19 protein-coding genes, 1 tRNA gene, 1 pseudogene and 1 riboswitch are annotated in these 24,909 nt (G+C 46.4%); of the genes and pseudogenes, 14 read left to right on the plus strand and 7 right to left on the minus strand.

What is annotated here, in order from left to right; translation table 11 throughout:
- Positions 1 to 5 precede the first annotated feature (5 nt).
- Entirely contained in the window at positions 6 to 635 is a 630-nt protein-coding gene (locus tag PEB0122_RS00330; protein WP_075869964.1) for a hypothetical protein, read from the plus strand.
- 378 nt (positions 636 to 1,013) lie between these two features.
- On the opposite strand, the gene PEB0122_RS11625 is transcribed toward PEB0122_RS00330, so the two are convergent.
- From PEB0122_RS11625 to PEB0122_RS00345, 3 genes are read right to left on the minus strand one after another with little or no spacing between them, the layout of a single operon-like run.
- Positions 1,014 to 1,319 (minus strand): hypothetical protein, encoded by a 306-nt coding sequence (locus tag PEB0122_RS11625; protein WP_143238773.1) that lies wholly within the window; start codon positions 1,317 to 1,319, stop codon positions 1,014 to 1,016.
- A complete protein-coding gene (locus PEB0122_RS00340; protein ID WP_075915621.1) occupies positions 1,316 to 2,149 on the minus strand; it encodes an aldo/keto reductase in 834 nt (277 codons plus the stop codon). The genes PEB0122_RS11625 and PEB0122_RS00340 overlap by 4 nt, the downstream gene beginning before the upstream one ends.
- Entirely contained in the window at positions 2,149 to 2,598 is a 450-nt protein-coding gene (locus tag PEB0122_RS00345; RefSeq protein ID WP_075915198.1) for a nucleoside deaminase, read from the minus strand. The genes PEB0122_RS00340 and PEB0122_RS00345 overlap by 1 nt, the downstream gene beginning before the upstream one ends.
- Positions 2,599 to 2,791: 193 nt before the next feature.
- On the opposite strand from PEB0122_RS00345, the gene PEB0122_RS00350 reads away from it, so the two are divergent.
- The 10 genes from PEB0122_RS00350 to lpxK all read left to right on the plus strand — a co-directional run bounded on the left by PEB0122_RS00350 (position 2,792) and on the right by lpxK (position 14,305).
- Entirely contained in the window at positions 2,792 to 4,732 is a 1,941-nt protein-coding gene (locus PEB0122_RS00350) for a pseudouridine synthase (RefSeq protein ID WP_075915199.1), read from the plus strand.
- Positions 4,713 to 5,270 carry a 16S rRNA (guanine(966)-N(2))-methyltransferase RsmD gene (rsmD, locus tag PEB0122_RS00355; RefSeq protein ID WP_075915200.1) on the plus strand — a complete coding sequence of 186 codons (558 nt, stop codon included), beginning with the start codon at positions 4,713 to 4,715 and terminating at the stop codon, positions 5,268 to 5,270. Before PEB0122_RS00350 ends, rsmD begins: the two co-directional genes overlap by 20 nt.
- Positions 5,271 to 5,416: 146 nt before the next feature.
- Positions 5,417 to 6,769, plus strand: coding sequence for a M16 family metallopeptidase (locus PEB0122_RS00360; RefSeq protein ID WP_225867773.1), 1,353 nt, complete (start codon positions 5,417 to 5,419; stop codon positions 6,767 to 6,769).
- A gap of 8 nt (positions 6,770 to 6,777) precedes the next feature.
- Positions 6,778 to 8,106, plus strand: coding sequence for a M16 family metallopeptidase (locus PEB0122_RS00365; protein ID WP_075915626.1), 1,329 nt, complete (start codon positions 6,778 to 6,780; stop codon positions 8,104 to 8,106).
- Between the two features lie 462 nt (positions 8,107 to 8,568).
- The gene (locus tag PEB0122_RS00375) at positions 8,569 to 9,900 is read left to right on the plus strand and encodes a TldD/PmbA family protein (RefSeq protein WP_075915202.1); all 1,332 of its coding nucleotides are present in this window, start codon (positions 8,569 to 8,571) and stop codon (positions 9,898 to 9,900) included.
- The gene (locus PEB0122_RS00380; protein ID WP_075915203.1) at positions 9,887 to 10,687 is read left to right on the plus strand and encodes a 3'(2'),5'-bisphosphate nucleotidase CysQ; all 801 of its coding nucleotides are present in this window, start codon (positions 9,887 to 9,889) and stop codon (positions 10,685 to 10,687) included. Before PEB0122_RS00375 ends, PEB0122_RS00380 begins: the two co-directional genes overlap by 14 nt.
- A gap of 45 nt (positions 10,688 to 10,732) precedes the next feature.
- Entirely contained in the window at positions 10,733 to 10,978 is a 246-nt protein-coding gene (locus tag PEB0122_RS00385; protein ID WP_075913544.1) for a DUF4170 domain-containing protein, read from the plus strand.
- 226 nt (positions 10,979 to 11,204) lie between these two features.
- Positions 11,205 to 11,960: a lysophospholipid acyltransferase family protein gene (locus PEB0122_RS00390; RefSeq protein WP_075869775.1), complete on the plus strand. Its 756-nt coding sequence runs from the start codon at positions 11,205 to 11,207 to the stop codon at positions 11,958 to 11,960.
- A 10-nt stretch (positions 11,961 to 11,970) separates the two neighbouring features.
- A complete protein-coding gene (gene waaA / locus PEB0122_RS00395) occupies positions 11,971 to 13,293 on the plus strand; it encodes a lipid IV(A) 3-deoxy-D-manno-octulosonic acid transferase (protein WP_075915204.1) in 1,323 nt (440 codons plus the stop codon).
- On the plus strand, positions 13,283 to 14,305 hold the full coding sequence (gene lpxK, locus PEB0122_RS00400) for a tetraacyldisaccharide 4'-kinase (protein WP_075915205.1): 1,023 nt from the start codon (positions 13,283 to 13,285) through the stop codon (positions 14,303 to 14,305). Before waaA ends, lpxK begins: the two co-directional genes overlap by 11 nt.
- A 64-nt stretch (positions 14,306 to 14,369) precedes the next feature.
- On the opposite strand, the gene PEB0122_RS00405 is transcribed toward lpxK, so the two are convergent.
- The 3 genes from PEB0122_RS00405 to PEB0122_RS00420 form a co-directional block, all read right to left on the minus strand.
- Complete coding sequence (locus PEB0122_RS00405; RefSeq protein WP_075869960.1) at positions 14,370 to 14,609, minus strand: DUF2093 domain-containing protein; 240 nt, start codon at positions 14,607 to 14,609, stop codon at positions 14,370 to 14,372.
- Positions 14,610 to 15,127: 518 nt separating this feature from the next.
- Entirely contained in the window at positions 15,128 to 16,993 is a 1,866-nt protein-coding gene (gene mutL, locus PEB0122_RS00415) for a DNA mismatch repair endonuclease MutL (RefSeq protein WP_075915207.1), read from the minus strand.
- A 164-nt stretch (positions 16,994 to 17,157) separates the two neighbouring features.
- Entirely contained in the window at positions 17,158 to 18,351 is a 1,194-nt protein-coding gene (locus PEB0122_RS00420; RefSeq protein WP_075915208.1) for an O-succinylhomoserine sulfhydrylase, read from the minus strand.
- Positions 18,352 to 18,521: 170 nt separating this feature from the next.
- A riboswitch (SAM riboswitch) is annotated at positions 18,522 to 18,557 on the minus strand.
- 88 nt (positions 18,558 to 18,645) lie between these two features.
- On the opposite strand from PEB0122_RS00420, the gene PEB0122_RS00425 reads away from it, so the two are divergent.
- The 3 genes from PEB0122_RS00425 to PEB0122_RS00435 all read left to right on the plus strand — a co-directional run bounded on the left by PEB0122_RS00425 (position 18,646) and on the right by PEB0122_RS00435 (position 22,612).
- Positions 18,646 to 19,740, plus strand: a complete 1,095-nt coding sequence (locus PEB0122_RS00425; RefSeq protein ID WP_075869769.1) for a 2'-deoxycytidine 5'-triphosphate deaminase — start codon at positions 18,646 to 18,648, stop codon at positions 19,738 to 19,740.
- 55 nt (positions 19,741 to 19,795) lie between these two features.
- Positions 19,796 to 19,869 (plus strand) — tRNA-Gly (locus PEB0122_RS00430).
- Positions 19,870 to 20,242: 373 nt separating this feature from the next.
- Positions 20,243 to 22,612, plus strand: a complete 2,370-nt coding sequence (locus tag PEB0122_RS00435; RefSeq protein WP_075915209.1) for a membrane-bound PQQ-dependent dehydrogenase, glucose/quinate/shikimate family — start codon at positions 20,243 to 20,245, stop codon at positions 22,610 to 22,612.
- A 945-nt stretch (positions 22,613 to 23,557) separates the two neighbouring features.
- On the opposite strand, the pseudogene PEB0122_RS11990 reads toward PEB0122_RS00435, so the two are convergent.
- Positions 23,558 to 24,134, minus strand: a pseudogene (locus PEB0122_RS11990) (cell wall hydrolase); the annotation flags it as partial.
- Positions 24,135 to 24,909 lie beyond the last annotated feature (775 nt).

Here is a 24,909-nt window from a genome sequence, read left to right on the forward strand (position 1 = left end):
CGGGTATGGTCACGGCCGGTCTTATGCTGACAGGATGTGGCGTTTCCAGTCCGACTTATGGTACCGATAAATCAACCGGAAAACAGCTGGTTGATGATTTTTCCAATATTGCATCCATCAGATCGAATAATAACAGGAATCAGATTGATACCAAGCCGCGTCCGGAACTTGTTCGTCCTGCCCCCGGTACAAAGGGCGTTCTTCCGCAACCACAGACAAATGTTGCCCAGACCGGTACACCTGATTGGCCAGAATCACCCGAGCAGAAACGCCAAAGATTGCGTGATGAAGCAACGGCCAACCAGAATAACCCGAATTATGTTTCACCCATTGTGCCCGATAGTGGCAAAGAAACAAAATCAACCGGTTCAAGTGACTGGCTCAACGGTATACACCGCAACGAGCAGGTTAATAATGACAAAGAACAGCGTGCGGAATTTTTGCGCCGTAAGAGAGAAACACAAGGTGGTTCTTCCACAACACGCAAATATCTGAGTGAACCACCGTTAAGCTATCGCCAGCCGGCAGCATCAGCGCCAATCGGCGATCAAGGTGAAGATGAAGCTAAAAAAGAACGCGAGAGAAAGAAAGCGTTGAAAGAATCATCCGGCAAGAAGAGCTGGTGGCCTTTCTAATATTGAAAGCAACGTCTTATTGTTAGAATGTTTATCCCTTCTTCGACGCATTCCGGTCTTTCTTGATGGCGGGAGAGGTTCCTTTTTGTTTGGTTAAAAGGAGGGAAGAACATTTGTTCGGCTCTGTGAGCTGGCGATAACTTCGTTCAAGTTTTGTTTGATAACGTTTTACTCTTTCATCACGTGTTGGAGTGACAGATAAACAACATCCAAATTCGTGACGTCATTTCCAGCCGGTTTCTTAATGAAACTTTCCCCCCTCTCAAATGGATATACCGATTAGCGCCTATTCAGCTGACCGGATGCAGCAGTTTTTCAACCTTAAAACCGGCCTTGGTGAAGAGTTCGTCGCCTTTATCTTCATTCAAGAAACGAACATTAAAAATAGCGCCCTTTGTTCAATACAGTCGCTTGTTGCAAATGCCGTTTCAGCCAATCTTCAATCATTAAGGTTTTCCGGCAGAAACTCCAAACCGAGAATTGAATAAACAGACTACTCGGGAATAGCTTAAACTCCATAGAATGTAGGTTTTGCCCCCCCTCTTGAAGTTCCGAAGTTTTAAAACTTCTTTGTTTAACAGGGCTCATAACCGGCAAATTTTTTTGCCAAATATTTTTGAATGTTGTCCAAACACTATTTCCGAGCAATTTCCCTTTACTGAATAAGGTTTCTGCTTTTTTCAAATAACCTCGAGCGGCTGTTTGTGTGACGGTGGCAGGAATATTTCATCAAGTGCCTGAAGAACATTACTGTCGAGCTCAAGATCAAGTGCTTTGACGTTTTCGCGCAAATGTTTGAGTGACGAGGTTTTTGGAATAGCAATCATCAGCGGATTGCGGATGACCCATGCCAGAGCAAGCACCGATGGTGCAACACCAAGCTTTTCTGCAATCTTGATAAGATCACGGTTTTTCATGATGCGCCCCTGCTCGATCGGTGCATAGGCCATCACCGGAATATGCCGTTTTTCACACCATGGAATGAGGTCGAATTCTGGCCCGCGACGAGACAGATTGTAAAGTATCTGATCCGTTGCGATATGACCTTTTTGCGAAATGCCTTCAAGTTTCTGCATGAGTGCGGTATCGAAATTGCTGACACCCCACGCGTCAATTTTGCCTTGTGTGACAAGTTTTTCCAAAGCTTCAACTGTTTCGGTTAAAGGAACGCTGCTTTGCCAATGAAGAAGATAAAGGTCGATTTTTTCTATTTTTAAATTTTTAAGGCTGCGTTCGCACGCTTCAATCGTGCCTTGCCGTGACGCGTGGCTTGGCAAAACTTTCGACACAACGAAGGCATCGTCACGCCGCCCGACAAGGGCTTCACCAACCACTCTTTCGGATCCACCATTTCCATACATTTCGGCCGTATCAATGAGTTTCAATCCGAGATCGAGGCCGGCACGCAAAGAATTGGCTTCGTCTTCAACGGACGATATCCCCTCCCCCATACCCCATGTACCTTGTCCTAAAACAGGTACAATCGAACCATTCGGGAATTTTACTGTTTTCATCATTCTTCCCTTTTTCCTGCAAAAAAAGTTTTGAGCAACTGGGATGCCTGTCTTTCACCCAGGCCGGAATAAACCTCCGGCCGATGATGACACGTGGGTTGGTTAAAAAAGTGGACACCGTGTTCAACTGCGCCACCTTTTTCGTCGCCTGTGGCAAAATAAAGTCGCCTGATACGTGCAAAAGATATGGCAGCCGCGCACATTGTACAGGGCTCCAAAGTCACATAAAGGTCGCAATCGACCAATCGTTCACTTTGAAGCATCTCGCATGCCATACGAATAGCCCGCATTTCAGCGTGACCTGTCGGGTCGAATTTTTTATGCGTAAGATTGCAAGCCTTGGCGATCACTTTACCGTCCTTGACAATCACGGCGCCAACCGGCACTTCATCATTCGCATTTGCCGAAATTGCCTCTTCAAGCGCTATTTCCATCGGGTTTTTTTTCATTTTTACCTTTCAATCATTTTGAAGAGCCAGCATTTTGAAAAACCGGAACAATTGGATTTTATCCGCCGTTTATGTCATTTATGGCAGTTTATCAGAAAACACCTGACGAAAGAGATTCCATATCGGAAAAAAATAAGCTAGAGCGGTTAAAAATTAACAATGCGCCCCCGGTGCTTCTAAAGGATAATGTGAGATGACATATGATCGCGGCAATAAGAAACCGCAAAATAACAGGGGGGATACCAGAAATAATTTCGACCCACGTGGGAAGAACGACGCAAAATCGCCGAGGGTAAAAACCAGTGAAGAAAGCGACGGCAGTGAACGCATTGCCAAAAGATTGGCGCGCGCCGGAATAGCATCGCGACGGGACGCAGAAACCATGATTGCCGCCGGACGCATTGCGGTTAATGGCAAGGTTCTTGATACGCCCGCATTCAATGTCAAACGCACAGATGCAATTACTGTTGATGGCAAACCTTTGCCCCCCATTGAGCGCACCCGCGTCTGGCTTTACCACAAACGCGCCGGACTTGTGACAACCAACCGCGATCCGGAAGGTCGGCCTACTGTTTTTGATAGCTTGCCAGAAGGAATGCCACGCGTACTTTCCGTTGGCAGACTCGATATCAATACGGAAGGTTTGCTGCTTCTTACCAATGATGGAGGCCTTGCCCGCGTTCTTGAATTACCGTCAACCGGCTGGGTGCGTAAATATCGTGTTCGAGCTCACGGCAAAGTAACGCAAGCCGATCTTGATGCTTTAAAAGATGGTATTGCCATAGACGGTATTTTTTACGGTGCTGTGGAAGCAACTCTTGAACGCGAACAAGGAACGAATGTCTGGCTTACGCTCGCTTTAAGAGAAGGCAAGAACCGTGAAGTCAAAAATATTCTTGGAGCATTAGGGCTTACTGTCACACGTCTTATTCGCATCTCGTTCGGTCCCTTCCAACTTGCCGACCTTGAAGAAGGCGCTGTGCGCGAGCTCAAAGGCCGTACGCTGCGCGACCAGTTGGGTGAGCGTCTTATTGAAGAAGCCAATGCCGATTTCGATTTGCCGATTTTGAAGCCGTTTTCCAATGCCCCTGTTGTCGGAGAACAAAAACCGCGTGAAAAACCGACGGTTTCGGATGACGGCTGGATCTCTTCAACGCCGGAAGCTCCCCGCTTTAACAGGCGTTGGAAAAAGGCCGATTTCGCCGAACGTGGCCGCGACCAGCTTTCAACGAGACCGGACAGTTTCAATAAACGAGGCAGTAAATTTGTTAGAAATGCTGCCCCCCTTAAAAAAGCTTTCGAAAAGAAACCTGAAGCTGAACCTCAACGATTGCGTAGTGCCAATGTCTGGATGGCTCCCGGTGCCCGCCCTCAAACCGCTCATAAGAAATTCTGGCGCATAAGAGACGAAGAAGAGAGAAGCGACAACGGCTTTGATGAAAAATCAGCCGGCCGTCATCCTCATCGCGCTTCACAGGGCGAAAGCGAAACACATTTCAATCGTCGTGAAAAACATTTTGACAGTTCGGGCCGCAAGCCCGATTTCAGCCAAAAGTTCCGGAAAGACCGTACGTTAGACGACTATGATGCGTCAAGGGGCGGTAGGAAAAACAGAGATTATAAGAAAAACGAAAATTATAACCGCTCGGTAAACGATGGACCCGGTCATTGGCGTGATCATGGGCCCGATCGCAATTTTGAGGGTGAAAACAAACAATTTTCCCATAAGCCACGTTTAGCCACCGGAAAGCCGCCAAGAAAATATAATACAGAGCGGAAATTTTCCGAAAAACAGGATTTTGATCGCCTTGATCAAAAGTTTGATCGCCCTCAAAAAAAATATCGCGGTTCTTCGGAAAGCCGAGAAGGTGGATTTGACTTTCCACGCCGTCATTACGGGAAGCAAAATCCGGATGAGCAGAACCGGAAAAGATCATCCCGTTTTTCCGGCAACCGTTCCGAAAAACCATTTTCTTCAAGAGATGACCGCGGCAGGAAAAAAGCTTTTGCGGGTAAGCCCGAAAAAGCAAGCAAATTCCTAAATCGTAAAGGCGATGCAAAAGGAAATGGACGTAGCGGAGTCCATCGCTCCGGCCGGCCGGACGGAGGCTCGAGTGCGGGTCGTCGGCGGTAAATTTTCCGGACGTCATCTTGCAACGCCCGCAGGACAGAAAATCCGTCCGACAACCGATCGCACGCGTGAAAGTCTGTTCAATATTCTGGGATCACGGCAAGTGAATTTCTGGAACGGAAAACGCGTGCTTGATCTTTTTTCAGGAACCGGCGCACTCGGCATTGAAGCGCTTTCGCGTGGTGCCGAAACCTGCACTTTTGTCGAACAGTCGGTTGAAGGACGTGGATTAATCCATAAAAATATCGAAACCTTCGGATTACAGGGGGTTACCCGCCTGTTGCGCCGTGATGCAACACGTTTGGGGCAGATAGGAACAATGCAACCATTCGACGTTGTTTTTGCCGACCCGCCTTATGGCCATGGCCTGGGGGAACAAGCGTTTTCGGCTGCTGTTGAAGGCCATTGGGTAAAAAATAAAGCGCTTTTTGTGCTTGAAGAGACCAAAGAGGCCACAATTCGTTTACCGGAAAATTTTAAGCTTGACGACGAGCGCCATTATGGTGGCACAATTATTTATATCTATATGTTACAATTGTGATTAAACAGTCGAGAAAGGTTTTGCCTGTGCCTGAATTGATGAGAAAAACGTTTTTGAAAGCGACGTTTGGCGTTCTTTTGTCTACGAGCGCGCTTTTTCCTCTTTATGCAGAGGAGACAAGCGAGAAAACCCCGACAGAGTCACAAATGACAACTTCAACCACTCCTGATCTTCCTGAAATTACCAAATCCGGTCCAACGCAAAGTTTTACCCTGAAAAATGGCCTGCAAGTTGTTGTGATCGAAAATCATCGGGCACCGGTTGTGACACAAATGATCTGGTATCATGTCGGTTCTGCCGACGAGCCGAAAGGGCACACCGGCATTGCCCATTTCCTTGAACATTTGATGTTTAAAGGCACTTCTACCCATAAAGATGGCGAATTTTCGAAATTCATTGCCAAAATCGGCGGTGAGGAAAATGCTTTCACGTCATATGACTATACCGGTTACTATCAGAGCGTTGCCTCGGAATATCTCGAAACAATTATGAAATTCGAAGCAGACCGGATGGAAAATCTGGTTTTAACAGATGAAGTGATCGCGCCAGAAAGAAATGTTATCATTGAAGAACGGCGCATGCGCACCGACAACAGTCCCGATGCAATGCTTGCTGAAGACACTAGGGCAACATTGTTCATGAACAGTCCTTACCATAATCCTGTTATCGGCTGGAAACAGGAAATGGAAAAACTGACGCGTGATGATGCGATTTCCTTCTATAATAAATATTACACCCCGAATAATGCGACGCTTATTATTTCGGGCGACGTTACTGCGGAAAAAGTGCGCGAAATGGCTTCCGACATTTATGGCAAACTGCCGGTGCGTTCTGAAATAGGCCCACGTATCCGCCCGCAAGAGCCGGAAAAGAAAACACTTCGCACCGTGACAATGCATGATCCGCGAGTGAGCGAGCCAAGTTTCCAGAAAATGTGGGTCGTTCCTTCCTATCACAATGCGAAAGCCAAAAAAGAAGCTGAAGCACTTGATTTGCTTGGCGAAATTTTAGGCGGTGCACCACGCGGACGGTTATACCAGACACTGGTTGTCAAAAACGGATCGGCAGCATCTGTCGGTGCCAATTATAGTGGCAATGCCGTTGATGACGGTATATTTTATCTTTATGGAATGCCTCGCGGAGAGGCAAGTCTCGAAGATGTGCAACACCAGATTGCCAGTGAAATTGAAGATATTCGCAAGAATGGTGTGACAAAAGCCGAACTTGATCAGGCGCGGAACCGTTTTATCAAAAATATGATATTTTCACTCGATAGTCCGGCCGGTCTTGCACAAATTTACGGTAGTTCCCTTTCGGTCGGTATGAATATTGATGATGTTACCCATTGGCCGGATCGATTGAAGGAAGTTACAACGGACGATATCAAAGATGTAGCTAACCGCTATCTTGATACGGATAAAAGTGTGACCAGTTATTTGTTGCCCCCTGTTCACGAAGCATCACCGATAGGTGCCAACCAGCAAAAGAAGAGCAAATGAGGGTCGCCATGAACAAGAAACCGCTTATTTTCCATCGTGCTTCAATCCTTGTTTTTTCGTTGATTTTGAGTTTCGGGTTGGGTGTTTCGCTTGCCAATGCATTGAATATTGAAAATGTAACATCGAAAAAAGGCATTACTGGGTGGCTTGTGGAAGACAACACAGTTCCGGTTGTTTCCATACAATTTTCCATTGGTGGCGGAACAACACAGGATCCTGAAGGGAAAGAAGGTTTGGCAAACCTGATGACCGGCCTTTTTGATGAAGGTGCCGGTGATTTGGACTCGCAAGCGTTCCAAAGCCGCCTTGATGAGCTTGGTGCAGAAATGGCATTTTCGGTCACACGTGACAGAATGCGCGGAAACATGAAAATGCTTGCCGAAAAACGAGACGAAGCTCTCAACTTGCTTGCCCTTGCCGTCCAGAAGCCCCGTTTTGATGACGAGGCTATTGACCGTATCCGCGAACAATTGGTTGCCGAACTCAAAGCTTCCGAAAAAGATCCGAAAACCATCGCCCAAAACCGTCTTTTGACGTTGATTTATGGCAAACATCCTTATGCAAGACGCGGAGAAGGTACACCGGAGACACTCGCCACAATAAACCGTGATGATCTTGTCAAAGCACATCATGCCATGTTTGCCCGTGACAATATCCATATCGGCATCGTCGGACCGGTCAGTGCAAACGAAGCAGCAACAATTATCGACAAGATATTCGGTGCCCTGCCGGAGAAAGCAGAACTAAAGAAAATAGAAGAAGCAAAACTCAATCTCGGCGGCATGGCTAATGTTAACTATGATTTGCCGCAAACATCACTGATGCTCGTTTACCCCGGTGTCAAACGCAATGATCCCGATTTCTTTGCTGCTTATCTCATGAACTACGTTCTGGGCGGGCCGGGGCTTACATCACGTCTGTTTTCGGAAGTCCGTGAAAAACGCGGCCTTGCTTACACTGTCGGTTCATCCCTGATGCTTTACGACCATTCTGCAACATTGGCTGTATCAACAGGTACCCGTTCAAGCGAAGCACAAAAATCTCTTTCTACCATTCGTAGCGAAGTGAAAAAAATGGCTGATGAAGGTGTAAGCGAACAGGAACTTGATGAGGCAAAAAGTTATGTCATTGGTTCCTATGCTGTGCAGAATATGGGCTCCTCTTCAGATATTGCAGCAACACTGGTGGGCTTGCAGGACGAGAACCTGCCGATCGACTACATAGAAAAGCGCCGTGCACTGATTGAAGCGGTTACCCGTGATCAGGTCAAGGCAGTTGCTGAAAAGCTGCTTCGTCCGGAACCTGCTTTGCTGATTATCGGCCCATCCAAAGGTTAAAATAAATTAGTTGATGTCGGTTTTTTAAAAAAGCCGACATCAATTCTGTTTACAAAAGGGCTGACCTATCCTTCGTCCTGCTTTTTGAAAAAAGTATGAAAAGAACCTGAAAAAGGCGTTTCGAATTCCTGCCTTTAAAATCGTGATGTCACACATTTCGAAGTAAAAGCGCCAAGTCATCGTTATAGTTGCTATTATTCGAATTTTGATCGTTAAACCGGCTTTACTGGCGCAATAAAATCTTTTCCAAAATTGTGGTAATTTCAGATCGAACATTCACCTTTTTAAAATCAATCGACGCAATTACTCGACACACTCCTATAATTATTTCGAGTTTCTAATTTTCCTCACTCAAGATCCTTGTTGCCCGTTCACATAATATCGACAGGCAACGAAAAGAATTGAGTTTTATAGCGTAAGTTTTTATAAAATCTTGAACAAAATGATCGAGAGGAATCTGTAATGGTCCATGATAGCCAAATTGATAAAGCTTCTGCATTGGTAGAAGCTGCACGCAAAGCCGGTGCCGATAGCTCGGATGCTGTTATCGTCCGCTCGCGCTCGGTCAGTGTGTCGGTGCGTCTTGGCAAAGTGGAAGCAACCGAAGCCTCGGAAAATGATGATTTCTCGTTACGGGTATTTGTCGGCAAAAGGGTAGCGAGTATTTCGGCAAACCTTTCGGCCGACCCGATAAGCCTTGCCGAACGGGCGGTTGCCATGGCCAAAGTTTCACCTGAAAATCCTTTTGAAGGTTTGGCTGATCGCACCCGTCTTGTGAAAGCCCCTAAAGACCTTGATCTGTTCGATCCATTTGTTCCGGATAGTAAATATCTCACCGAAAAGGCTCTGGAAACTGAAAATTCCGCTTTATCGGTCAAAGGTGTCACCAACTCTGATGGCGCTTCTGCCGGTTATGGAAGTGGTGGATTGGTCCTCGTAACCAGTGACGGTTTTTGCGGCAGCTATCAATCAAGCCGTTTTTCCTTCTCGTGCAGTGCGCTTGCAGGCGAAGGAACGGCAATGGAACGTGACTATGATTATACAACCGCTCTTCACCACGAAGATCTCGACAAGACAACGACAATCGGGAAAAACGCCGGTGAGCGCGCCGTTAGAAGGTTGAATGCGCAGAAAGCAAAAACCGGAACTGTCAATGTTATTTTCGAGCCACGGATGGCACGCACGATTGCAAGCCATATTGCTTCAATGGTGAATGGAGCAGCAGTCGCCCGCAAAACCAGCCTGTTGCAAAACAGAATGGGCGAACAGATTATGAAACCGACAATAACGGTTACCGATCAGCCATTAAAAAAACGAGGGAATTCCTCCCGCCCGTTTGATGGTGAAGGGGTGGAAGGTGTGCCTCTCAACGTGATTGAAAATGGCGTTCTCAGGCACTGGTTTTTATCTTCATCGGTTGCCCGCGAACTTCATCTTGAAACCAATGGTCACGGCATGCGCTCGGCTTCTTCTGTACAACCGGCAAGCACCAATTTTGCAATCGAACCCGGGGAAAATTCGCCAGATGAGATGATGAAAGCAATCAAAAAAGGCTTTTATGTCACCGAGCTCTTCGGCCATGGTGTTGATCTTGTGACCGGTCAATATAGCCGCGGCGCATCGGGGTTCTGGATTGAAAATGGCGAACTTGCCTATCCGGTTAGTGAAGTTACTCTCGGTTCCAATCTCATTGATATGTTGTCACATCTCACACCGGCGAGCGACATTGATCGCCGCTATGGTACAGCAGCACCAACGCTTTTGATTGAAGGAATGACCCTTGCTGGAAAATAACGTTCATAATTCCGAAGATCTCGCACTCATCGCCAATGCTGCTCAACAAGCAGGAAAAACAGCATTAAGTTTTTTTGGCCACGACCCGAAAGTGTGGATCAAACCGGGAAATTCACCGGTAAGTGAAGGAGATTTTGCAGCCGACAAAGTTCTGAAAGAGCTTCTATTGACCGCGCGGCCCGATTATGGATGGATTTCGGAAGAAACCAGAGATGAACGCCCGCATAACGACTATAAACGATATTTTGTGGTTGATCCGATTGATGGAACGCGCGGTTTTCTTTCCGGTTCAAAACATTGGTGTGTATCGGTTGCCGTTGTCGAAGACGGAATTTCCCAAGTTGGCGTTCTAGATTGTCCTGCAACCCGATCCGTTTACAAGGCTGAACGTGGTAAAGGTGCCAGTCTCAATGGCAATAAACTTCCACTTCTTGAAGGTCATGAAGGCAAACTTGTGGTTTCTGCAACCGGAAAATTTGAAGCGGAATTGCCGGAAGCCTTCAAGTCCAATGTCACATTCGCACATTATCTTCCTTCGCTTGCCTATCGCATCGCACTTGCTGCCGAAGGAAAAATAGACATCGTCTTGATAAAGCCCGAGAGCCATGATTGGGATATCGCCGCAGCTGATCTGATCTTACAGGAATGTGGCGGTTTGATAAGGGATATCGACAATAAGACACCGCTTTATGGAAAAGCACCATTTGAACACGATTTTTTGATTGCTGGCTTAAACCGCGAGCTTGATAACGTGATAGATATTGTCCGTAAAATACGATTTCGTTAATCTGCTAACGAATTAAAATGGGTAGAGTAATCATAGGAGGTATATATGAGCGCGACAGGTGAACCGAAACAACTATTGCATCTGGTTTTCGGAGGAGAATTGAAGAACCTTGATAGCAACGAATTCCGTGATCTTGATAACCTTGATATCGTAGGAATTTTTCCGGATTACAAGTCGGCTGAAGCCGCATGGCGGGCAAAGGCCCAATCAAGTGTCGATAATGCACTGCAGCGCTATTTCATTGTCCACCTGCACCGTCTGCTCGACCCTGAACATACCGAAAGCAAATAATAGATATTTGCTTATTCTGAAACGAACCGGTACAGTTTTAACACTTTTTGAAGCATTTTTGCATTCTTTGCTCGGCATTTGATTGCCATGCCTTGATCTTGTAAGGAGATTATGACAATGACAGTCCGTGTCACGGATTGGCTTTTCAAATGCCTTCGCGGGCTGTGTTATTTTCAATAACGGGATTGCGGCCCGCTTCGTTAAAAGTGATTGGTTCGACACTTGAATGACTGAAAAGAAAAAACAAAAAAAATCGGACTTTTTAAATCGCCTGTGGCGTAAAATCCGTTATCCATTGATGAACGCCCGCATAACAAAAGCGATCGTTGTATCGCTCATGGCAAATTATCTGCGTCTGGTTTATTGGACCAATCCACGACTTGAAGGTTCGGATAACCCGCAAAACGCCCATGATGCCTATAACCCGTTTATTATTACATTCTGGCATGGGCGTCATATTATGGGGCCGTTCTTGCGCCCCAAGAAAGAACATATCATTGCCATGTTTTCGCGCTCTGCTGATGCCGAGATCAATGCACGGGTCGGCGAAAAGCTGGGTCTTGAAACAGTGCGCGGCTCGGGCGGACGGACAAAACATCAAAATACCGATAAAGGCGGTGCACGGGCATTGCTTACTCTCAAACGGGCATTACAAGAAGGCAAAACAGCCGCAATGATTGCCGATATTGCGCATGGAAAAGCGCGCGAAGCCGGCAAAGGTATTATATTACTCGCAAAAATATCCGGACGCCCTATCGTTCCCTATATCTATTCATTTTCCCATGTAAAAATTTTGGAAAAAACCTGGGACAAAACCGTAATTCCGCTGCCATTCGGACATTCTATCTTTCTCATGGGAGATGCGTTTTATGTACCGGAAGATGCCGATGACGACCTTATGGAACAAAAACGTATCGAACTTTCCGACATTATGAACCGTCTGACGGACGAGGCGGAAAAACGCCTCAAAGAAAGAAAATAGGGGGAGCACTATGAAGGAATTCAAGGCTCGCACGGCACTCTATCTCTATCGCATGGCAGGCGGCTTGATCAGTCCACTTCTTCCCTTCTATCTCTCCATGAGGGCAGCGCGCGGCAAGGAAGACCCACACCGCAAACGCGAACGCATGGGGCGCACAAACAAGAAGCGGCCGGAAGGGCCACTTATCTGGCTTCATGCCGCAAGTGTGGGAGAAACACTGGCGCTTGTTCCGCTCATTGACCGTATTTTACAACTTCATATCAATGTCCTTTTGACAACCGGCACCGTTACATCTGCAAGCCTGGTCGAAAACCGTTTTGGCAGCCGCGTTATTCATCAATTTGCGCCACTTGACGTTAAACCGGCGATAAGAAGGTTTCTCGATCACTGGAAACCTGATCTGGCACTTGTTTGCGAATCAGAAATCTGGCCATTACGAATCAACGGGCTTGCGCGCCGTCACATCCCGCAAGTCATGGTGAACGCACATATGTCCGGCCGTTCATTCCATTCATGGCAAAAGCGGCCTGCTCTCGCTTCGCACATTTTCAGGCAGATTGATGCAGCCATCGGACAAAGCGAAAGCGATGCCGAACAATATCATGCACTCGGTGTCAAAACGGTCGCAGTTTCGGGGAATCTGAAAGCCGACATTGCGCCGTCTGCCGATAAGAATCTGTTAATGCAATATCGTGCAAGCCTGCATAACCGGCTGGTTTGGGCGGCGATTTCCACCCATGAGGGGGAAGAGAATATCGCTGCCGAAGTTCATCTTGCATTAAAAACACGGCTGCCTAATCTTTTGACGATCATTGTGCCCCGTCATCCCGAACGGGCTGACGCGATTATGGAAGAACTTGAAAAGAAGTCCCTTCACGTTATTCGGCACAGTGAAAAACGGATGCCCGATGAGAATACCGATATTATACTCGTTGATACTATCGGAGAAATGGGGGTATTTTTACAGCTTGCTAAAGTTTCGTTTATCGGCAAGTCGCTAACAGAAACCGGTGGGCACAATCCTCTTGAACCGGCGCTTCTCGGATCGGCTATTCTGACAGGTCCACATGTGGAAAATTTCAAAAATACATTCGATGTATTTTTTGCAAATAATGCAGCAAGAATCGTCGAAGATGCTACGCAATTGGCCGTCCAGCTCAACACACTTTTGACTCATGAGCCGACCCGTTATGAAATGATCGAAGCGGCTTACGATACAGCCACAAATATGAGTGGAGCGCTCGAACGCACGTTAAAAGTGCTACGGCCATTCATTGATCCATTGATCATGCAGGCCAAGCTTCATCATCAGGATACCAATCATGGTTGGTGAGGCACCTGACTTCTGGTGGAATGAACAAAAAGTCATGCGTTGGCTTTTATTGCCGGTTTCGTGGGTTTACGGCTATTTTGCCCGCCGTCGAATGGAACGCGAAAATATTCCGGTGATTGATCTTCCGGTTTTGTGTGTCGGCAATTTTACGCTTGGTGGAACGGGAAAAACTCCAGTTGTTATCAGTCTTGCGGATGCGGCCAAAAAACTTGGTCTTAATCCGGGAATTGTTTCGCGTGGCTATGGTGGCGAAATACGCAGTGCCCATCTCATCGACCTCGAATTTGACAAGGCCCGGGAAGTCGGTGATGAACCATTGCTTCTTGCCCGACATGCACCGGTTGCTGTAGCAACCGACAGATTTGAAGCGGCAAAACTTTTACAACAACAAGGATGCAATCTCATCCTGATGGACGATGGTTTTCAAAGTCGTCGTTTATTCGTCGATTATGCCCTGATGGTGGTGGATGGTTTGCGCGGTTTGGGTAACAATGCTGTGTTTCCGGCAGGTCCACTTCGTGCACCGCTTGTAACCCAACTGGCTTATACCGATAGTGTGCTGATGATTGGCAATGGTGACAAAGGTAACGAAGTTATCCATATGGCCGCCCGTGCAGCAAAACCTTTAAACTTTGCCCATCTTGTGCCTTCTGCCACCGATGCTGTTTCAGGCAAAAAGTTTCTCGCCTTTGCAGGCATAGGAAATCCGCAAAAATTTTTCCGTTCGATTGGCGAATTGGATGGGAAAGTTGAACAAACACGGGTTTTTGCCGACCATCATTTTTATACAGATTTCGATCTTGATGACATTATCGGCTCGGCAAAGGCAAAACACCTTTTTATTGCAACCACCGCAAAAGATTTTGCCCGTTTAAAAACCGATGGGCAGGACAAGAAGCTTGAAAATCTTGTTGTGTTTGATGTCGAAGTTCAATTTGATGATCCGGATTTTTGTAAGCAACGGTTAAATGAAACACTTGAGGCGTTCAAAAACCGCTCCAACGAAGAATAAAAATCAAAAAGCGCCTTGTATGGGCGCTTTTCTTTAAACTGAATTCATAAACTGTAAATAACGCTTATTTTTTAAGCGTTGTACCTAAAAGCTTACGTAAACGGGGATCGCATTCAAGTTCGCGGCGATAGGAAATTTCGCAACTTGCATAAGCTTCCTGACGTGGTGCACTCCAATATCTTAGCTCGTCCAGCGGAATTTTCTCGCCTGTAATTGCACATAAAACATAGGTTCCGTGTGTTAAAACCTCATAATCGCCACTCAGATAATGGAGTTGCGCCTCGCGTTCACCACCGGGAAACATCATTATTCTAAACCTTTCAGATTGCTTGTCGGCGATGATTATAAAGCGTTAGCGAAAACTATAAAAGCCTTAAATCCTTTGCTCACGAAACTATTGATAGTCGTTCAAACATATCGTACTTTTGAAAAAGTTCACTTTTTATCTTCTCCATCCAATACCCGATCTAAAAGCTTTTTGTTTTCGTTCGAATTTTTTCTCGTTCAAGCTTTTCGCACCTATCCAGCACAAACTTTCAAAACCGGAGACTGGACGGTTTTTGTTACGAGAGGAAAACCATATCAATGAATTAAATGACTTCACCGGAAACCGAAAAGCAAACCTGTTTTTCAGGAAAAGCACCAGAAATCGATCAGCCGAAGCGTTTCCGGTTTTATTCAGCCGCATAATTCCGCGTGCTAAGCGTTTTTCCGGCGCATAAAATTGGCAGGCAAAGCCGCACACCGGCTTTGTTCATTCAAAACTATCTGTTTTTAAGCAACGGTTACGAACAGATGCCCGCAGCCTTTCAACTAAAACAATCAACGGCGGCCGAACAATCTTTCAATATCGGTAAGCTTCAGCTCGACATAGGTCGGGCGTCCGTGATTACAGGTTCCAGAACCGGGCGTGGCCTCCATCTGGCGTAAAAGCGCATTCATTTCTTCCGCACGCAACAGGCGGCCGGAACGCACCGAACCGTGGCAGGCCATGGTTGCCGCAATATAATCAAGCATAGCTTTAAGCCCGTTTGTGGTATCATAATCGGCAGCTTCATCGGCCAAATCGGCAATAAGGCCTTTGACGTCCACCTCGCCAAGCATGGCAGGTGTTTCGCGAACAGCGACAGCACCGGGGCCGAAAGGTTCAATTTTCAAGCCGAATTTTTGCAGTGTCTCTGCATGTGCCAAAAGCCGCGTTGCGTCTTCTTCCGGCAATTCCACAATTTCGGGAATAAGCAACATTTGGGACGGCAAAGGCTTGGAATAAAGTGCCTTTTTCAAAGCCTCGTAAACCAGCCGCTCATGTGCTGCATGTTGATCGACGATAATGAGGCTGTCTTCAGTTTGGGCAATGATATAGTTTTTATGGATTTGCGCGCGTGCTGCACCAAGGGGAAAACGCTGTTCCTCGACAGTTGGAATTTCCATCGCCGGACGGCTATCTGTCGTCGGTTGATCAAGATCGCCTAGCACATTTCCATAGTCTTCATTGAAGCCTGACGAAGGTGTTGTATAAAGCGGTTGGTTGACCATTTGCGCTGCTGGCGGCACCGGCGCTCTTGAATATGAATTATAGGAAAAAGCTCTATTATTATAATAGGTCGGGCGCGGTGGAACAGATGATGAAGGTGGCACACCATCGGGACGAAAGCTTTTAAGCATGGCGTCCGCCCCCGTCGTTGCAGGGTGAATGCCGGCATGACTTAAAGCTTCGCGAATGCCACCAACAATAAGCCCGCGCACTAACCCCTGATCACGAAAACGCACGTCGGCCTTTGCCGGATGGACATTGACATCGACATCAGACGGAGGAAGATTGATGAAAAGCACACAAATCGAATAACGGTCGCGTGCCATTGCATCGGCATAAGCCCCGCGAATGGCGCCAAATATCAATTTATCGCGCACCGGTCGGCCGTTCACATAAGCAAACTGATGAAGACTGTTACCCCGATTGAATGACGGTATGCCTGCAAAGCCTTTGAGCTCCACGCCCTCTCTTACCGCATCAAGAGTAATAACGTTGGGGGCAAAATCTTTTCCCATAATTTGGGTGATGCGCTGTAATTGTGCCTCTCCACCTGTACCGGTCGCGGGATAGTCAAGCATCGAGCGATCTGTACCGGAAAGCGAAAAGCGGACATTCGGAAATGCAATGGCAATCCGTTTGACAATATCGGTTATCGCATTGGCTTCGGCACGGTCTGTCTTCATGAATTTGAGACGCGCCGGTGTGACGTAAAAAAGATCGCGCACCTCAACGATTGTTCCGGCGTTACCGGCTGCGGGACGCGGCCCATCAACATGTCCCGCATTGACAACGATTTCAGCCGCATGTTCCGAAGAAGCTGTGCGTGACACCATTTTCAACTTTGAAACTGACCCGATTGACGGCAAAGCTTCACCACGAAATCCAAGTGAATGGATGTCGTGAACATTATCGTCAAGTTTGGATGTGCAATGGCGCGATATCGCCAGTTCAAGTTCGTCCTCGGCAATACCGTACCCGTTATCGGAGACGCGGATCAGGCTTTTGCCTCCACCTGCCGTCACAATTTCTATCCGTGTTGCACCGGCATCAATAGCATTTTCGACGAGTTCTTTAACCACACTTGCCGGACGCTCTATCACTTCGCCCGCTGCAATCTGGTTAATTACGGTTTCACTGAGATGATGTATTGTCATGAAGCCGTTATAACCAATTTATGAACCGGCGTATAGTTATCGCACACGCACTTCCGATATTTTCATCGCTTAATATATGATACTCGATGCGATGACAAAAAAAGCGCAAGCTTATTCAAAAGCTTGCGCCGATAATGTTTTAAACAATCCGGATAACGGATTTATCATAGTGTCGCGTTCAGTGCCTGTTCCACGTCTTCCAACAAATCGTCAACATCTTCAAGACCAACCGAAAAACGCAACAATCCGTCACTGATGCCAAGTTCGGCACGTGCTTCGGGGCCGATGCTCTGGTGGGTTGTGGTTGCCGGATGCGTCATGATGGAACGTGTGTCGCCAAGATTATTGGAAATAAGCGGTATTGTCAGATGGTTGCAGAAGGAAAAAGCATCCTTTTTGCCACCCTTCAATTCAAAAGCGATCATTGTCGAACCGCCAGTCATCTGCTTTTTTATAATATCTCTCTGGGGGTGGTCGTCACGTCCGGGATAAACACATTTTGCGACCGCTTTATGCCCACTGATAAAATCGGCAAGTTTTGCTGCCGAGCGCGTCATCGCCTCGACACGCAGAGGAAGCGTTTCGAGACTTTTCAACATGAGCCATGCAACATAGGGGCTCATTCCGGGTCCGGTATGACGGAAGAAGTCCTGAAAATTTTCTGTCATCCATTCTTCACTCGATAAAACCATTCCACCGAGACAACGCCCATGCCCGTCAATGTGCTTGGTGGTAGAATAGACTACGACATCAGCGCCGAGTTCGAGAGGTTTTTGATAAAGTGGCGTTGCGAATACATTATCGACAATCACAGTTGCACCAACTTTGTGGGCAAGTTCCGAAACCGCTTTGATATCGACAATTTCCAAAGTCGGATTGGCTGGTGTTTCAAAAAATATTCCGCGTGTATTGGGGCGGATCGCCTTTTCCCAATTTTCGATTTTGCGCCCATCAATGATTGAAACCTCGACACCATAACGGGGCAGGACTTTTTCAATGATGTAACGACAGGAACCGAACATGGAACGGGCTGCAACAAAATGGTCGCCCGCTTTCACAAAACATAAAATAGCTGTCGAGACAGCGGCCATTCCCGAAGCAAGTGCGCGTGCACTTTCTGCCCCTTCCAACGCACACATACGTTTTTCAAACATATCGTTGGTCGGATTGGCATAACGTGAATAGACAAAGCCCGGATCCTCTCCGTCGAAACGCCTTTCGGCCGCTTCGGCACTCGGATAGGTAAAGCCCTGTGTTAAATAAATCGCTTCACAGACTTCTCCATAAGGAGAGCGTTGAGTCCCCGCATGAACCATTTCTGTAGCGGTACGGTATTTACGATGCGGATTAAGTGTCATAAGTCACCTGCTTTCATCAAAAAACCTTTGCCGTCATGGTAAAGATTGAAAAAGAAGATGCCAAAAGTCCGCTTGGTCTTACGGCCTTTTAGCATTTTATCAGGGTTTTATGGAATTGAAACTGATGACTTTACGCTGCCATCGGAATGCGTTTAAATTCCACAAACCCAAGCGTGGCTGCAAGCCGGCCGGCCCAAATCACCACGGGATAAACCTTCCTTATGCTCTTCAAAAGCTTGCGTCAATCCGTGAACGCGTTAAAGAGATAATAGTAAATAGTAAAAGGTAGTCATCATGGCACGCTCAAGCGGCATTCTGGCAGATAGCGATATTCAAAGTTTATTTGAAAATAATATTTTGAAATCGGATCGCCCGTTAGACAAAGATCAGATACAGCCGGCCAGTCTCGATTTGCGGTTGGGCAAAAAAGCCTATCGTGTCCGTGCTTCTTTTCTCCCCGGACCTGAAAAACAAGTTATTGATAAACTTGAACAATTCAAGCTACACGAATTCGATCTTGAAAATGGTGCAGTGCTTGAAACGGGTTGCGTCTACATTGTACCTCTTATCGAAACGCTCGCACTTTCCGATGAGCTTTGTGCATCTGCCAATCCGAAAAGTTCAACCGGACGACTGGATATTTTCACCCGTATCATAACCGATTATGCACAAGAATTTGATAAAGTCACCAGTGGTTATCACGGAAAACTTTATCTCGAAATAAGTCCACGTACATTTCCTGTTATTGTTCGCACCGGTTCGAGACTGTCGCAAATCCGTTTTCGTAAAGGTAAAAGCGGCTTGAATGAAAGCGAGCTTCTTGCCCTTCACAAAAAAGAAATGCTGGTTTCCGATGAGCATCCCAATATTACTGCAAGCGGTGTCGGGCTTTCGATTGATCTTACAGGTAATTCCAAGGGACTTGTCGGCTATCGCGGCAAACATCATACCGGCGTTATCGATGTCGACAAGCGGGGCGTGGCCGATGTGCTCGATTTTTGGGAACCGATTTATGATCGGGGTTCGCATTCTCTCATCCTCGATCCGGACGAATTTTATATTCTCGTCTCACGCGAAGCAGTTCATGTCCCGCCGCTCTTTGCTGCTGAAATGACACCATTTGACCCGTTGATTGGAGAGTTTCGCGTTCACTATGCCGGATTTTTCGACCCCGGTTTCGGCAATAATGAAGCCGGTGGCAAAGGCTCGCGCGCTGTTCTTGAAGTGCGCAGCCATGAAGTTCCCTTCATCCTCGAACACGGACAAATTGTCGGCCATCTCGTTTATGAACATATGTTGAGGCATCCGAAATCTCTCTACGGGCGTGATCTCGGCTCGAATTACCAAGCACAGGGCTTGAAACTGTCAAAACATTTTAAACCACTTTGATGAGAGGGTGCTTGACAAAAAGCATTAAAGATTGCATCCGTGTGTCACGCATTTTGCGGGTATGATGTAATGGTAGCCTGTCAGCTTCCCAAGCTGAACGCGCGGGTTCGATTCCCGCTACCCGCTCCAGCTCTTTGACTGTTGCCTCTTTCTCTTCTTCCAATATTTATCCGTTCACTAATTATATTTTGTTTATGTGGATATGTTCCATTGAATAATTTAAACATAAAAAAATAGATTTACTTATTTTTAAAATTGTAAAAGTTATATATCTGCTATTTGATTATAGAATCAAAAATTATTTTTAAAATGAATTAAAATAATAATTAAAGAAAAAATCTTATATATGAAATATTGTTATCATTTTTATTATAAAAACTATCACTCATCACACTCATATGAACGGGTGCTGAATTGACGCTGTTTTGACTTTATGCAAAGGATTGGCAAAAATAACAATCTAAAAAACCCCGAAAATATTTTCAATCAGTGAGATGTTCAAATGATCAGGTTTAAAAATGGCCCTTCAAGAATGACTGTTTGTCTGGTTATTCTTCTAAGCTTGTTGGTATTATTAGCGGGACTATATTTTACTCTTCTCGGGGGGTATCTCCTCTATCTCGGCAGCCGGACATGGTATTATCTGGCGCTCGGCATCCTGTTACTCCTGTCGGGTTTGTTCATGATCCGGCTCAATCGTCTGAGTGTGTGGATCTTCGCTTTTATTTATGTGATGAGTGCACTGTGGTCTTATCATGAGGCGGGGTTTGATTACTGGCAACAATTTTCCAACCTCTTTGCTTTGTCTGTGGCACTTTTTCTGGTGTTGCTTGCCTATAGGCCGATGGCGCAAAAACAGGGAAAAATCGTCGGCTCGGCGTCGCTCGTTTTGGCCGGTCTGGTATTCGTCGGTATGGCGGCAACAATTGCCAGTTCGTTTATACCGAAAAATGTCATCCACATGACAGAAAAAGCCAAAGCTGCGTTACCAGTGCAGCCGGCTAATGAACAAAAAGACTGGAAAAGCTGGGGTAATGACGATCATGGTAGCCGCTTTGCAGCCCTTGACCAGATAACACCTGCCAATATCAAAAAACTTGATGTGGCCTGGATTGCCCATACCGGTGACATTCCCCAAAGTAACGGTTCGGGGGCAGAAGACCAGAATACCCCGCTACAGATCGGCTCCAATCTTTATGTTTGTACAGCTTATGGCAAGGTGCTTTCATTCGACGTCGATAGCGGCAAACAGAACTGGATGTTCGACCCTCATGGAACAGGGCCGAACTGGCAACGTTGCCGCGGCTTGGGTTATCACGAAGCTCAGCCAATCAAAGGTTTGAAAGCTGATGCGGCTTGTCAGGCACGTCTGTTTTTGCCAACGGGAGACGCAAGACTCATTGCACTTGATGCAGCGACAGGAAAGCCTTGCGAAGAATTCGGGGAAAAGGGCACTGTCGACCTTAAAGTCGGTATGGGTGAGGTCAAACCCGGTTATTACCAACAAACATCGACACCACTCGTTGCCGGCGATGTTGTCATTGTCGGCGGGCGCGTGGCCGACAATTTCTCAACCGATGAACCGCCGGGGGTTGTCAGAGCCTATGACGTGAAAGATGGTCATCTTGTCTGGGCTTGGGATCCCGGCAATCCTGATATTCACGGACTTCCGCCGGAAGGACAAACCTATACACGCGGAACACCGAATGTCTGGGCCGCAATGTCATATGACGAAAAACTCGGACTTGTCTATTTGCCGACAGGCAATTCGACACCCGATTTCTGGGCTGGCTATCGCACAGCCGAAGACGATAAATACTCGTCTTCCGTTGTGGCTGTCGATGTGAAGACCGGCGAAGTGCGTTGGCATTACCAATTTGTGCATCATGACATTTGGGATTTTGATACGCCCGCACAACCTGTTCTGCTTGACGCACCCGATAATGATGGAAACATCGTACCGGCACTCGTTCAGGTCACCAAACAGGGAGAGGTCTTCCTGCTTAACCGTGAAACCGGAGAACCGATTGCGGATGTTGAAGAAAAACCGGTACCGCAGGGGAATGTTGCTGGTGAACGTTATTCGCCAACACAGCGCTTCTCTGTCGGGATGCCGTCATTCGGCAATGCAACTTTAACAGAAGCCGATATGTGGGGTACGACACCATTCGACAAGCTTCTATGCCGGATCGAATTTGCCAAAATGCGTCATCAGGGTGTGTTCACCCCGCCGGGGCTTGATTATTCATTACAAATGCCGGGTTCACTCGGCGGTATGAATTGGGGATCTGTCTCGATTGATCCGACATTGAACTATGTTTTCGTCAATGATATGAGGCTCGGCCTTGCCAATTATCTTGTCGAGCGCAAAGATATTCCCGAAAGCGCGTCCGGCATTGAAATGGGCATTGTCCCCATGGCAGGAACACCTTTCGGTGCTATGCGCATGCGCTTCCTTTCGCCACTTGGCGTCCCCTGTCAGAAGCCGCCTTTTGGCACAATGTCGGCAATTGATCTCAAAACCCGCAAAATTGTTTGGCAGGTTCCGGTTGGCACTGTCAGGGACACGGGGCCGCTCAATATCGCACTCGGTGTGCCCGTTCCGATCGGAATGCCGACACTTGGTCCCTCTTTAGCAACACAATCCGGCCTTGTGTTCTTTGCCGGAACGCAAGATTTTTATTTGCGTGCTTTTGATAGCCGCACAGGCAAAGAAATCTGGAAGTCGCGTTTGCCTGTCGGCAGCCAAGGTGGTCCGATGACTTATATTTCACCAAAAACCGGCAAACAATATATTGTCATTACTGCGGGCGGTGCACGCCAAAACCCGAAACGGGGTGATTATGTCATTGCCTATGCTTTGAAGGACTAGGCTTAAATAGAAGCAAAAACTTCTGTTTCCCGAACGTTTCAAATATCAGCAACGTTGATATGAGCTAAAATCGGACCTGCCACTTTTACGTGGCGGGTCATTTTTAATGTTTATCCAATAATTTTTTTAAAATTAAAAATAAAACTATTAAAAAACAAAACTTAATTTTATTAAAAATAACATATTTATTATATATTATTTTTCAATTTTTATTTATTTTATTTTAAAAATTCATTTGGAAGAAACATTGAGATGAATGTTTCGGCTTATTTTCCCTTGGAAAAACAATATTCTTCAAATTCATCGCCAAGCTGAAAACATTTTGAATATATTCTAACGGCCTTAAAACGTAGCGGCGGTTAGAAATCAAATCGGTAAAAATGGCAGGAAAACGAAAAATCCTAATAAAAAGCCCGCAGTTATTGCGGGCTTGAGGCATAAAGTAGCTTGTAAAAATACCCTTTCAATCAGGCTATTTCACAAAAATTCATCAGAACCTTTTGTTCTTATCCTGTTTTTGTAAAATAGCGCCAATTTCATCGACTTTTTCCTTTGATGGTGTGGGATAGCCAACGGTTGTTGAACCGGTTTGCGTATGGTCAACTGTACGGGCAGCAGGCTTCGGGGCATAATTATAATGCGCATCGGCGACCATAACCTGTTTTGGTGCAGGAGTAGGAGCCGTTTGGAATGGTAGATAAGGTTCTGGAGCCTTTTCAACCGGCTTTGCATGGGATACTGCCGGCTTTGCATCAGCTACAACCGTATTGGTTTGGTGGGTAGAAGCGCTTTTCTGTGATGAAAAAGGTTTGGCTTCAACCGGTACAGGTTGAGCCTGTGCAATCATTACCGGTTCGCTTGCCGGTGCTGTCTTGACCGGAAGTGCAGGTGCCGGTTCCGAAACCGCTTTTGGCGCTACCGGCTGGGCACTCCGGCCCGGCGTTGTAAATTGGGGCGCTTTTCCGCTCTTTTCTTGTGCGAAAGCAAAAGCGACATCATAAGGTGCGTCATTGGTCGGGACTTGCAATTCGCCATCACGCCCGCGCTTTTCATAAAAGGCATTGCCACCGGCGACCTGAACATAATGGATATTTTTATATGGGAATGTCAAACCGGCAGTGTGAAAAAACATGGCATTCTTGCTTTTTTTGGCCCGCTCGCCACGTAATACCGCGTCAGCGGCTTCACCGGCTCTTGCCATTGCAGCAGGTTCGGTCATCGGTTTGGTCAAAACACCGGGAGCAAATTGATTGGGTTGGCCGACAACGCCGCAAATTGTCTTCGGATAAGCAGTCGAGTTCACGCGATTCATGACGACGGTACCAACTGCAATCATACCATCGCGGCTTGAACGGTTTGATTCAAAATACATTGCCCGCATCAGGCAAGTGCGCTCTGTCAGGGGAAAGGAAGCCTGTTTATTATTTTTATGCCCGAAACCGAAATGGGTCGACGCACAGCCTGTAACGATGAACGGTGCAAGCATGACTGCAGCGGTACTTGCCCAACGGAGTTTTTTCATCTTATCAAATACCATTCTTAAGTTTCGTTTTCTTTCTCGCCTATAAAAACAAGGGCAAAAAAAGGCCAAATGAAGGCAATCCTTTTTAAGCCCCCATTGCGATCCGGTTTATCGAACCAAAATCCCTGAAAATGACTATCGCTTTAAACCTTTTAAAATTAATTAACCGCGTTTTTGCGCCCCATGAACAACCGCAAAGACATACATTGAAACGGGAAATTCAAAACAACAGAACTCTATCCGGATTGTCGAATTAACATATTGTTTTTGTTTGTTATTTTATTACTGTTTTAACGGTGACACACGTTCACCTCATCTGCTTGAAGGTCATTTCCCGCGAGTTTGTCACTGTGGTTCTTCACCAATTGTTAACGCTAAACCGACAAATTGTTCAAAACGTCTGATTTTTTCTCAAAAAGCGGCCACAGAATTCCTCAAACGATAATGTCAGACAGCAATTTTACCGATTGCTTTAGCAAGGTTTTAGAGCTCTCCACGTGGCTATTGTTTTTCATTTTTTCTTTAGATTTTTCGACTTTTCCTACTTTCCCTTCATTGGCGTTCTACGCATTCTCGCTGTTATTTTTTATTTGCGTTCCCTGTTTTAAGCAGGCATTTCTGCTTTTCATTCCCCTATTTGCCATCGGCAAACTACGTTATCCGATGTTTTGTTGAAGAGCGTTTATTGCCTGATCCGGGCGTTTGAAAAAACTTCGATTACGGGGTGAGAAAAACATGTTTAAATGAAAGACATGAAAAGCTGCATTTATTTCTG

Origin of the sequence: Ditibartonella apis (genome assembly GCF_001952075.1) — a bacterium.
GTDB lineage: Bacteria > Pseudomonadota > Alphaproteobacteria > Rhizobiales > Rhizobiaceae > Bartonella > Bartonella apis.

What these genes read in the sequence shown, in the direction of transcription:
- PEB0122_RS00330 (WP_075869964.1), top strand. Translation starts at nt 6, where the DNA reads ATGGTCACGGCCGGTCTTATGCTGACAGGATGTGGCGTTTCCAGTCCG.
- PEB0122_RS00340 (WP_075915621.1), bottom strand. Translation starts at nt 2,149, where the DNA reads ATGAAAACAGTAAAATTCCCGAATGGTTCGATTGTACCTGTTTTAGGA.
- PEB0122_RS00345 (WP_075915198.1), bottom strand. Translation starts at nt 2,598, where the DNA reads ATGAAAAAAAACCCGATGGAAATAGCGCTTGAAGAGGCAATTTCGGCA.
- PEB0122_RS00350 (WP_075915199.1), top strand. Translation starts at nt 2,792, where the DNA reads ATGACATATGATCGCGGCAATAAGAAACCGCAAAATAACAGGGGGGAT.
- PEB0122_RS00360 (WP_225867773.1), top strand. Translation starts at nt 5,417, where the DNA reads ATGACAACTTCAACCACTCCTGATCTTCCTGAAATTACCAAATCCGGT.
- PEB0122_RS00365 (WP_075915626.1), top strand. Translation starts at nt 6,778, where the DNA reads ATGAACAAGAAACCGCTTATTTTCCATCGTGCTTCAATCCTTGTTTTT.
- PEB0122_RS00375 (WP_075915202.1), top strand. Translation starts at nt 8,569, where the DNA reads ATGGTCCATGATAGCCAAATTGATAAAGCTTCTGCATTGGTAGAAGCT.
- PEB0122_RS00385 (WP_075913544.1), top strand. Translation starts at nt 10,733, where the DNA reads ATGAGCGCGACAGGTGAACCGAAACAACTATTGCATCTGGTTTTCGGA.
- PEB0122_RS00390 (WP_075869775.1), top strand. Translation starts at nt 11,205, where the DNA reads ATGACTGAAAAGAAAAAACAAAAAAAATCGGACTTTTTAAATCGCCTG.
- waaA (WP_075915204.1), top strand. Translation starts at nt 11,971, where the DNA reads ATGAAGGAATTCAAGGCTCGCACGGCACTCTATCTCTATCGCATGGCA.
- lpxK (WP_075915205.1), top strand. Translation starts at nt 13,283, where the DNA reads ATGGTTGGTGAGGCACCTGACTTCTGGTGGAATGAACAAAAAGTCATG.
- PEB0122_RS00405 (WP_075869960.1), bottom strand. Translation starts at nt 14,609, where the DNA reads ATGTTTCCCGGTGGTGAACGCGAGGCGCAACTCCATTATCTGAGTGGC.
- mutL (WP_075915207.1), bottom strand. Translation starts at nt 16,993, where the DNA reads ATGACAATACATCATCTCAGTGAAACCGTAATTAACCAGATTGCAGCG.
- PEB0122_RS00420 (WP_075915208.1), bottom strand. Translation starts at nt 18,351, where the DNA reads ATGACACTTAATCCGCATCGTAAATACCGTACCGCTACAGAAATGGTT.
- PEB0122_RS00425 (WP_075869769.1), top strand. Translation starts at nt 18,646, where the DNA reads ATGGCACGCTCAAGCGGCATTCTGGCAGATAGCGATATTCAAAGTTTA.
- PEB0122_RS00435 (WP_075915209.1), top strand. Translation starts at nt 20,243, where the DNA reads ATGATCAGGTTTAAAAATGGCCCTTCAAGAATGACTGTTTGTCTGGTT.